General features: G+C 44.5%; 10 protein-coding genes. 2 read left to right on the plus strand and 8 right to left on the minus strand.

The features are described from left to right. The 6 genes from ACLFWI_RS19090 to ACLFWI_RS19115 all read right to left on the minus strand — a co-directional run. Positions 1-320, minus strand: a 320-nt coding sequence (locus ACLFWI_RS19090) for a phasin family protein (RefSeq protein WP_446414222.1), incomplete at its 3' end; no start/stop codon positions are given. Positions 321-437: 117 nt separating this feature from the next. Further along, positions 438-977, minus strand: coding sequence for a Uma2 family endonuclease (locus ACLFWI_RS19095; protein ID WP_446408523.1), 540 nt, complete (start codon positions 975-977; stop codon positions 438-440). A 182-nt stretch (positions 978-1,159) separates the two neighbouring features. Further along, positions 1,160-2,431: a serpin family protein gene (locus tag ACLFWI_RS19100; RefSeq protein WP_446414223.1), complete on the minus strand. Its 1,272-nt coding sequence runs from the start codon at positions 2,429-2,431 to the stop codon at positions 1,160-1,162. A 242-nt stretch (positions 2,432-2,673) separates the two neighbouring features. Further along, entirely contained in the window at positions 2,674-3,000 is a 327-nt protein-coding gene (locus tag ACLFWI_RS19105; protein WP_446414224.1) for a DUF5615 family PIN-like protein, read from the minus strand. Beyond that, a complete protein-coding gene (locus ACLFWI_RS19110; RefSeq protein ID WP_446352198.1) occupies positions 2,997-3,317 on the minus strand; it encodes a DUF433 domain-containing protein in 321 nt (106 codons plus the stop codon). The genes ACLFWI_RS19105 and ACLFWI_RS19110 overlap by 4 nt, the downstream gene beginning before the upstream one ends. 200 nt (positions 3,318-3,517) lie before the next feature. Beyond that, complete coding sequence (locus ACLFWI_RS19115; RefSeq protein WP_446414228.1) at positions 3,518-5,116, minus strand: S8 family serine peptidase; 1,599 nt, start codon at positions 5,114-5,116, stop codon at positions 3,518-3,520. A 283-nt stretch (positions 5,117-5,399) separates the two neighbouring features. Between ACLFWI_RS19115 and rpe the strand changes: the two genes are divergently transcribed. After that, positions 5,400-6,107, plus strand: coding sequence for a ribulose-phosphate 3-epimerase (gene rpe / locus ACLFWI_RS19120; protein WP_446408525.1), 708 nt, complete (start codon positions 5,400-5,402; stop codon positions 6,105-6,107). Positions 6,108-6,294: 187 nt separating this feature from the next. Then, entirely contained in the window at positions 6,295-6,657 is a 363-nt protein-coding gene (locus tag ACLFWI_RS19125; protein ID WP_446414225.1) for a lactate racemase domain-containing protein, read from the plus strand. Here ACLFWI_RS19125 and ACLFWI_RS19130 read toward each other — a convergent pair. Next, positions 6,619-9,972, minus strand: a complete 3,354-nt coding sequence (locus ACLFWI_RS19130; RefSeq protein WP_446414226.1) for a right-handed parallel beta-helix repeat-containing protein — start codon at positions 9,970-9,972, stop codon at positions 6,619-6,621. The two genes, ACLFWI_RS19125 and ACLFWI_RS19130, sit on opposite strands and share 39 nt — an antisense overlap. A gap of 65 nt (positions 9,973-10,037) precedes the next feature. Further along, positions 10,038-10,163: a hypothetical protein gene (locus ACLFWI_RS19135; protein ID WP_446414227.1), complete on the minus strand. Its 126-nt coding sequence runs from the start codon at positions 10,161-10,163 to the stop codon at positions 10,038-10,040. Between the last annotated feature and the right edge of the window lie 205 nt (positions 10,164-10,368).

Below are 10,368 nucleotides of genomic sequence, written 5' to 3' on the forward strand. Positions count from 1 at the left end.
GCGTCAATATTCTGCTCTTCGCTAGAGGTTTGCTCCTCGTCGTCAGAAATAATTTCAATCCGGCGGGGTTCAGTTCCCGTCTTGTCGGGTTGCGGAGGTTGAGCCGATTGCTGCTGCTGTTGAGCTTGTTGCACCATATCATCAACCATCTTACGAGCTTCTTCAGTGGTCATTTCACCACGAGCAACCAGTTCATCCGCCAGCTTTTGAGCTTGAGTTCGCAGTTCCCCGATTGTTCCCCCAGCTTTCTCACTAGCATAAGAGGCTAAACCAACGCCCAGATAAAACGCTTTTTGAAACAGATTTCCCAAGTCCGCCATAATAACTGATGCTCCTTTAAGTACGCAAGAACCCTTTTCTAGGATACGAGTGACGCTGGCAAACTGCCTACTTCTATAGTGTATAGAGAAACACGAGGGGATGGGAAAGGATGCAGCTTACGCCAACAACTCATCCACAGATACGGTAAAACCCTGTAAGGCTTTCTGTGTCTTCACCTGTTGACCCGATGTAAACATCAACCCCTGATTTTCCGTCATCACCATCACCCAGCGACTCTCCGGAAACACCAGCCAAACTTCTTCACCCCCCGACTCTAAATACTCCTGGGCTTTGAGCAACACCGTCTCGGCTATATCCGTTGGCGAAACAATCTCAGCACATAAGGGAAAACTCTGAGGCAATGTGGCTACATTGCCAAACTGCGCCACCAGTTCCGGTGTCAGATATGCCACATCAGGAGAACGTCCCTGCTTATTGGTGCGACAAGGCACATCAGTATAAACCTCTCCACCTTGTCCACTGGAGTTTTTGTAATCGTCCCAGTAACGACCTAGCCTCAATTGAATTTTGCCATGTCTGAGTGTCATACCGTTTTTTTCCACCAGTTGACCATTTACCCACTCCATTTTCTCAGGCGGATTGACCATAAAGTCGTCCAGTGAGAACTTGTCTGGGATAAGAGTTGCTGTTCCCATTGTTATTTCCTCGTCCTGATTACGCTTTCGAGTATTCCCCTATTCTAATTTATCCAAAAATAACAACTTTAACCTGGATGGTACGAGCCTTGAGCCGAGAACTAAAGTTCTGGCTTAAAGCTTAAACCCGTTAAAACGGGTTCAAAGATTTATTCAGCCAGCTACATTGATATTTCTGGTTTCTATTTTGGTTCTCGAATGGAACCCATGAATAAAATTGTTCCGGTTTGATTATCGCGAATCGCACAGAAAAAGGGGCGGTCAACCACCATCTCGAAGGGGGTTTGGGGAATAGCAGCAGAGGTGAGAACCATGCCAATAGAAGTAGCTGCGGCTGCTTCTGTGCCTTCTTCATTCACTTCGACAAAGGTTTTATGTTTGACTTGATTAATTAAGACATCTTCTTCCGTCATATTAGAAAAATCAGCCCGATCATCAAAAGCAACGTCCATTCCTAGGGCTTTTAGGGCTTTGTTGAGTTGAATTTCGTACTCCAATTTAAAGCGCGGTAGTACGATTGAGCCATCCCGTTTACCGAACTGATTCATCCATTGTTGCCAGTTTTCTGGAGTGAGTTGCTGCTCAAAGGTATCTAGACTGGCATTTTCACGGGGGAGGAAGACATAGAAACTTAGGCGTCCTTCACCGTAAGGTAAGCTGATGGCTTGTACCGTGTCATCTTCATAATATTGATACTCTCCCGATTGAGACATCATCGGATGTTCTTTCTGAGTGCCATCAGCTAAATAAAAGGGACGATCTACCGTTTTATCTTTGTCAAATTGCTCCGTCCAGTTGCCTTTAAAATAGATGGCATTGATTAAAAATAAAATATCATCGGGTTGGATTTCGCTAATAATTTGCGGTATTTTGCCATTAGTATTTTCATTGACCCAGTTATTGATGATACGTAATGATTCAGGGTTAGCAAAATCTAGATCGGTTATTTGAGCATCGTATAATTGCTGATTGCGTTGCAGGAAGTCGGGTTTAAATGAGATACCTTGTCTTGCCCAAAGCGAGTTAGCGATGGATAGCTGAATATCAGAATCGGCGTTTTCTAAGGTAGTTTTTAAGGCTTCATTTGCCTGGTTAACCTCTGACAGACTCATCCCTTGGAGTTCTAGCGCGTTTGCCATAGCTGCTTGGGTTTCACCCCTGGCACCATTGTACGTCATGGCTAGCGCGATCGCGACGCTGGTTGGCGAGATGAAAACGTTCTTATCGCTATCTTGCTGAAGAATCTCAGAAAATAATTTAAAGCCAAATTTAGTATTAGCTTCAACGAGTTTGGTATCCACAGACGGATTAGGTTGCTGTGCGGTTAACTCTGGCGCTTGAGGGTTTGGGGAGTTTTGGGCATTGATATTTTGGCTGATTAACCCTGCTATAAATCCGGCTAAAACGATACCTGCGGCGATAATCCCTGTGCGACGGAGTGTCTGTTGATTCATTAGTATACCTCAATGACCCATGTTCTGTTTAAGAATGACCGATTTGGGTTAAAGGTGTTCCACAGGTTGCGGTTTTGGTAACGAATCAGCAGGTGCTCAGCTTGTGTCGGGGCGAATTGCTTACCAAAATTAACAATGGGAATCCGCTCAATTTGCTTAGGTTGCTCTATATTCTTGACCCTAATATCACAATAAGAAGCCATCAACTGATTTCCACTACTTAAAATTTGTGTTACTCCTCATCAAAGGAATTCAACCTTTCCTATCATTTCTTCTGGTTCAAGCAACTCCCAAATTAGAACCAATCCCCGTATAATTTCACCGATTGACCGACTGCCTTGATGACAGTAAGCAATACCAACGTGAGGAATTCCCGCTTCATGCAACCGCAGGAAGTCTGTATCTTGAGTAAAAATGACCCGACCTTGAGAACGGGAAAACTCTAATTGTACTTCATCCGGTGCGGCAATCAGTCCTGCTTCGGGTGTAGTCGTTACATTAATGCCACGACTGCGTAAACCCTTAGCGATCACATTACTGATATTTTCATCCATGTGGAACCGAATCATGTCCGCCCGCCATTTCGATTCCTCAATTTCTGCTGAACTAAAGAAGATGTTTTTGCCTGTAATTGTTGGGCAAAAGCTTTATCCTCTCGAATTTGCTGTCTAATTTCTTCTCGATGATCGTGATAATATGCCAAGGCAGCGTACACATCAGCTAAGGTGATGGTTGGATAGTGTGAGATGATCTCATCCGGTGAAAGTCCCATTTGTTCATGCCAGATCACCACATCCTGCACTTTAATCCGATGTCCGGCAATGCGGGGTTTACCGCCGCATACACCGGGAGTAATGTCTATATGTTCTGATATTACTGATTCCATCTGTATTTCCAGCAATAAACAAGGCGCATAGCTTCAAATCGTAGCAAAAATCGAGCAAGAGAGTGCGATCGCGTGCCATTTATAACAACGGCTTCAACGTTTCCGGGTCAGGTCGGGGCGGGTTTATTCACATCTGGGTAAGGGAATAAAAGATAGTCGTGAAACCCGCCCCTACAGATGCGCTATACCTAACTAAAAGTCTATCTTTCGGCTACTGTCCACCAGGCTAAGCCGTAGGGTTGAGATTCTTCATTTTCTTTTTGACGATACTGAACCCGAATTTTATAGCGACCTGAAGCCGGAACGGGGCAGAATATATGTTCTACACTATCGACTTCACTTACAGAAGCACAGGCACTTTTACGGGTATCATTTTCATCAATAGGCATTAGGTAAAGGTCGAGATTATTTAAGCCGCGATCGCGAAAACTTTCGCCGACATCATACACCTCATTTCCATTCTCATCTTTTAACTCAACCAACCGATCCCACGCCAGTGTCAGCGCCACATAACTCTCTGCCTTTAAAGGTTTTTCTAAGACATAATCCTGAAATGATTTAGTCTTAACTGAACTATAATCCCAACCCACAGGCGGTACAGCCCCCGTTGAACTCCACTGACCCGGACTAAATTGTTGATAAGCCCGGAAAACATTTAGATGTCCGGTTCCCATTTGCATATCCAGGGGAATTTTGGCATTGAGATAAGCATCGGATTCTAAGTAGGTGTAATTATTTTTGCTCAACAGGGTGCGACTCATTCCCAGATGCAACCCATCCCCCTCGTCTTGGATTTTGTCAGCCGAATTGAGTAACACCGCTTTCATCACTTCATGGCGTCTTGAATCCGTCGTCCATTGGGGTTGATTGGCGTGGAGTTGGCGATCGCCAAATTCTTGAATCAGGGCGACTGAGGCGGTAATATGAGGCGCGGCGAAACTTGTCCCACTGACTTCGACAATTTTTCCATCCAGGTCGTAGACTGATATATTACTTCCTGGCGCGACTAAATTAATCGCACGGCGAGTTCCCTGATTAATTTCCCGTTGAATTAAACGCCGACCAATTCCCTCTGGCAGATCACTCAAGTTGGCAAAGTCTACCTTGGTAAATCGTCCTTGTCGTTGGGTGGTATAGGCAGTGGTAATCCCGTTATAGTGATCAGTGGGAATGGGAATGCCACCTTTACCTTGGTTGCCTGCAATGACGTAGAGAACATTATGAGTCCGCGCTGACCAATCAATACATTTTGTTAACAGGGCATTGCCATCGAGCGCCGCTTGTGATCCTCTGGCATCTCGTTGCAGGGATTCACCAAAACTAAAGTTAATTGCCCGCACATCACCACTATTTTGCCGAGCAACATGCTGGGAGGATAGGCATTCTTCGGGCTGTCCACTGCGGATTGGGGAACCGACAGCCGAAGCGTAGAGTCTGGCTCCTGGTGCGACTCCGGGTAAGGTTTTATCATTGCTGACCATGACGCCAGCCACCATTGCTGCATGAGTATCCACATCCGTATCCGCTTTCGCGGGTCGATCGCGATAGAAAACCCGCTCCAGTGCGATCGCGGGATTCCAAGATACGGCTTTATCAACGCCAAATAAGCCCGGTCTACCGATTTCTACCTGACCAATGGCTATTTTATCGCCTCTCAAGTTGTAGGGGGGAGCATGGAGTCGCAACGCATCAATTCCAGCTTCTCCAATGGAAATCGGTGACGCTAAGATTGGGGTGGTCAGGGTAGAGAGTCCCACACCTCCAATCATCCATCCCAGTTTTTTGATCAGCGACCGCATAGCCAAGGCAGGTTCTCCTAACTTGAAATATAGTTTTGTCGGGGTGGGTTTAGCCACTTGGGTATTGCTATTAATGATAACGTTTGTGCAGAACTCACCCTTGCCGAGTTTGAAGTTGAAGCGTGGGAGTGGTTCTTATCCGGGTTGATACCATTGATGACGGTGGCTTGGGGGCTAGATTTATCGATTCAGTCAATTAGGTCACGTTTTGTTAGGGGAATGTTAAAGACTTTGTTAGGATGAAACTTAACAGAACAGAGGACTTAGGAGAGTATCACCAGTTATGACCCAAACGCAATCCCAAAAACCCATCGTCGTTGCCCCCTCCATTTTATCCGCCGATTTTAGCCGACTGGGGGAACAAGTGCAGGCAGTGGATGCTGCTGGTGCTGACTGGATTCACGTTGATGTGATGGATGGGCGGTTTGTCCCCAATATTACAATCGGTCCTCTAATTGTTAAAGCGCTGCGCCCAGTTACCAAAAAGCCTCTGGATGTTCACTTGATGATCGTGGAACCAGAAAAGTATGTCGAGGATTTTGCCGAAGCTGGGGCAGATATTATTTCGGTTCATGCGGAACATAACGCTTCCCCCCATTTGCACCGCACTCTGACTCAGATTCAAGAATTGGGTAAGCAAGCGGGTGTGGTTCTCAATCCCTCCACCCCGTTAGAGTTGATTGACTATGTACTAGATGTCTGCGACTTGGTGTTGATTATGAGTGTCAACCCCGGTTTTGGTGGTCAAAGCTTTATTCCGGGTGTACTTCCCAAAATTCGCAAGTTGCGTCAGATCTGTGATGAACGCGGACTTGATCCCTGGATTGAAGTGGATGGTGGACTCAAAGCCGACAACACCTGGCAAGTTTTGGAAGCTGGTGCAAACGCGATCGTTTCTGGTTCTGGTGTGTTTAAGCAGGATGATTATGCGGAAGCGATTACCGGAATTCGCAATAGCAAGCGTCCCGAACCGGAATTAGCCAGGGTTTAAACCCTTTTATCGGATAAACCTTTTTCCCTTGTAGGTTGTAGAGACGTTGCATGCAACGTCTCTACACTGTTTTGATGTGTCAAATCCCCTTTCTATGTACAAAGTCCCTTACGGAAAAACGCTTCTAGAATTTGAGTTACCGCCAGGGATGCGGGGGACATTAGTGAAGTCTGAAGCCGTCTAACCTTTGAGGGATGTTAAGGGTGCGATCGCGAAAACTCTCTCAACCCCGATCCATTCCCCACCCTTAGACGAATTAGCGCATCCAGGCGATCGCGTTTGTATTGTGTTTACGGATATCACCCGCGATAGTCCCGATCAGGTATTGATTCCACCGATATTACAGCAGTTGGAAAAAGCGGGGGTGCGTGATCAAGATATTACGCTATTGTGCGGGATTGGTATGCATCGTCCTAGCACCGTTGCGGAAAAGGTGACAAAGTTAGGACAAGCCGTGGTTGATCGGTATCGGGTGATTGACGCTGCAAGTTTGTATCCGAATAAGAATCAATTAAAAACAAGAAGAATTATTCGGTGTTATTTCATTTAAATCAAAGGTTGCATTATCACTATTTCCGCTAAAATAGAAGCAAATTTCACCTGTAGTATTTGGTTTAACTATAACGTCCGTGGAATTATTGTTAATAATATTTGATCCAATATTCATAAATATTTCTGTCTGCTTAAATAGTTCTATATTTATACCTTGTTGAACGTTATCTGTAATTTCATTGTTTTCAATAATAGCTTGCTGAATTTGAGCTGTAGCATTAGGAAAAATTTCTCCCATGCGAATGTCAATTCCATCATCAAAATTTCCGATCAGCGTATTACCTGAAATAGTTAGATTCTCGATCAATGCATTATTTTCCATGCCAATGCCAATGCCGTCACCTCGGATTGGACTGGTGTCGCCATTATTTTCTATTGTATTTGCCTCAATTGTCAAATTAACTGTGGGATTTCCAATAATTAGGGGATTGTCTAAAGCAATACCTAAACCGATCAGGATTGCATCTTCAAAGTTATCATAAAGTTCATTTTCTGCAAGAGTTATATTGACAGAACCCGTGCTATTATTGATTAGAACACCTTGTCCACTTGGCAATGTATCAATGGTTCCTACAAGTGGTAATTGTACTGTGTCAGCAGCAAAACCATCTGTTCCAGTAATGTTGTTCCCTATAATCTCAACGGTTCCCGTAACATTTTCAATCATAATTCCCCGACCTGTCGGAAAATCAAAATTAATGGTAGCGTCAGGGTTTTTAACAGGAATTGTATTAAGGATAGTGTTATTCTCGATAGTTACTTCTCCATCTGTATCTGCTAGGTAAATTCCTTCATTAGTTGCCCCTTCAATGCGGTTATTTGCCAGGGTAACATTATTGAGATTGCTTCCAGAAATGCCGCTATCCTCAGTATTCCGAATTGCAAATCCAGAAATAGCGATCGCACCCGTAGAATCAGAGAGTTCAATGCCTTGATTTGCCTGAGTAATCTGACTTCCTTGATTAGCGGAAATTGTAGCGGTTCCCTGGATATTTGTGGCGAGGATACCATTACTGGCTGGATTTTCAATTGTGATTGTGCTATCACTGATATCGAAATTTCCGCTAACTGTGTCCAGAGAAATCCCTGCTGTAGCAGAATTGGTACTGGTGAAAGTACTATTCGCGATCGCGCCATTATTAATATTACTCACTTCCACAACTGCACCGCCTGTACTCTCCACGGTTACACCGGATAAATTAATCGTACCTGTACTATCGGATAGGAAAATTCCGGCTTGATTTCCTTCAGTTGTAATCTGACTTCCTGTATTAGCGGAAATTGTCGTGGTTCCCTGGATATTTGTGGCGAGGATACCATTACTGGCTGGATTTTCAATTGTGATTGTGCTATCACTGATATCGAAATTTCCGCTAACTGTGTCCAGAGAAATCCCTGCTGTAGCAGAATTGGTACTGGTGAAAGTACTATTCGCGATCGCGCCATTATTAATATTACTCACTTCCACAACTGCACCGCCTGTACTCTCCACGGTTACACCGGATAAATTAATCGTACCTGTACTATCGGATAGGAAAATTCCGGCTTGATTTCCTTCAGTTGTAATCTGACTTCCTGTATTAGCGGAAATTGTCGTGGTTCCCTGGATATTCGTGGCGAAGATACCGTTATCGGTGGGATTGGTAATCGTAATTGTGCTATCGCTGATGTCGAAATTTCCGCTAACTGTGTCCAGAGAAATCCCTGCTGTAGCGGAATTGGTACTGGTGAGAGTGGTATTCGCGATCGCAACATCATTCACCGATGTAACACTTAAGCTAGGAACGCCATTTCCCGCGATCGCACTATTGGTAAATGAAATAAAACCTCCAGTATTTTCCAGTAAAACCCCAGCTTGACTAGAACTGGTAATCATACTGTCTCGAACTTCCCCATTTTGAATACCCCTGGCGACAATTCCTGGATTGGTTACTCCAGTTATTGTAAATCCGGATAACACCGTATTATTTCCCAACGTTACTGTATCCATTACCTGAGGAAAAACACCAGCATCGGATAAGGGAAGTTGTACGCGACCAAATTCTATTGTATCCAGTTCTTGAATTGGTGCTGTGGACAAAACCTGCACCTGATCAGGAATTGTAAAAGCTGGAATACCGGGATTCGTCCCCTCTTGTACATAAACAATATCATTCCCCTGCGATCGCGTCGCTGCTAGCGCTGAATCGACTGTTCCAAAAGGCGTTTCAACCGTACCATTTCCCCCATTCGCGCCTAAATTAACATGCTGAAACACATAAGGTTCACCGGTTTGGGGATTCGTTGCGGTAGTAATAATTTCTTCACTGAAAAAATCTGATTCCGTTTGACTATCAACCGTGATACTGGAATTACGCCCTACGCCATCCCCTAAACGGGATAAAATACCAGCATCTGCTTGGGAACGAGTTTTCCCGAAAATCGCCCCCACACTAACTATTACATTTGTCCCAAATATCTGATCATCTTGTACCGCCACACCGAAATTTAAGCTATCCGTGGGTTGAACTTCCAATCGCATCCGCCAACCCAGACTCGAATCACTCCCTGTAGCATCGTAATAATAAAGTCCACCATACCCTCGTAATCCTCCCCCTTGATCCCATTTTGCCAATCTTGCACCCACCTCCAGATCAAACCCTGTCATTGCTGCTTCAAATTGGCGCACTTGTCCCCGTTGTCGTTGTCCCTGAACCACTAAAAAATGATCCCGAAAAAAACGATCGGTCAGTTGAAATCCGGTATCAAATGCTGTTTCATCCACTAAATCACGAGTATCACCCAGAGGAAAATAACCATTGAGGCGCACATCCCAAACCTCTCCCAATGTTTCCAACCCCACGCCTAACTGATGGAATGTATTATTTCCCGTATTCCGACTGTCAAAACCTAAATAACCGCCAAAAATCCGATTTAGTGACTGATTATAAAAGCGGTGTCCAAATAATAGATTACCACCGAGATTTGCACTATTATCTAACTGCAATCGTCCCTCTAAAAATGTCAGCATACTACCGGGATTTTGTCGCAGCGGGAGAAAACTGTCCAAGCGGGTAAAACCATCGTATCCCGCACCGGAAGTACTGTAACCAATTCCCCAGCGAGGTTTAATTTGTAGCGTTGTTAAATCTTGGGTTACAGGTGGGGAAGAATCTAGCGTTTGCGCTTGAAGAGAACTCCCTAAGCCGGGGTGATATTCAGGAACAGCATCGGCTTTTGGGAGTGATGGAATCTCCGTTTGTGCTATAGCCGCCGAAATCAAGAGAGGGGTGAAACAGAAGCTAGTCCAGAGTAATTTAACCAAGCTGTTCATACACGCGATCGCCAATAGATGTTTTTACCTTAACCTACAATCAACAGAAGCACTGTAATTTCTATTTATAAATTGTAGCTAAAGCGAACCTGCTTAAAGGAAGGACATTGCAATTGTTGCGCCTGCATAATCACTTCTTGGTCATCTACCCAAGCTTGTTGCAATGATACACCATGAACATGCAATCGCACGTCTTGATCAGGGAAATTATAGGTTCCCCCCTACTTCCACGTCAGTTTTAAACCCTGCTGATTTCGGATTAAATAAAATTGATCGAGTCGAGACTCTCCATATCCACATTTCCCAAATTCGCGATCGCCTGATCAGAAAAGGTAAGTTCAATCCCTTACTCGCATCTTTCTTGAACTACCTGAAATCATTGTGAAACAAGGGTTT

The sequence above is a fragment of the Coleofasciculus sp. genome (genome assembly GCF_046539235.1).
GTDB lineage: Bacteria > Cyanobacteriota > Cyanobacteriia > Cyanobacteriales > Coleofasciculaceae > Coleofasciculus.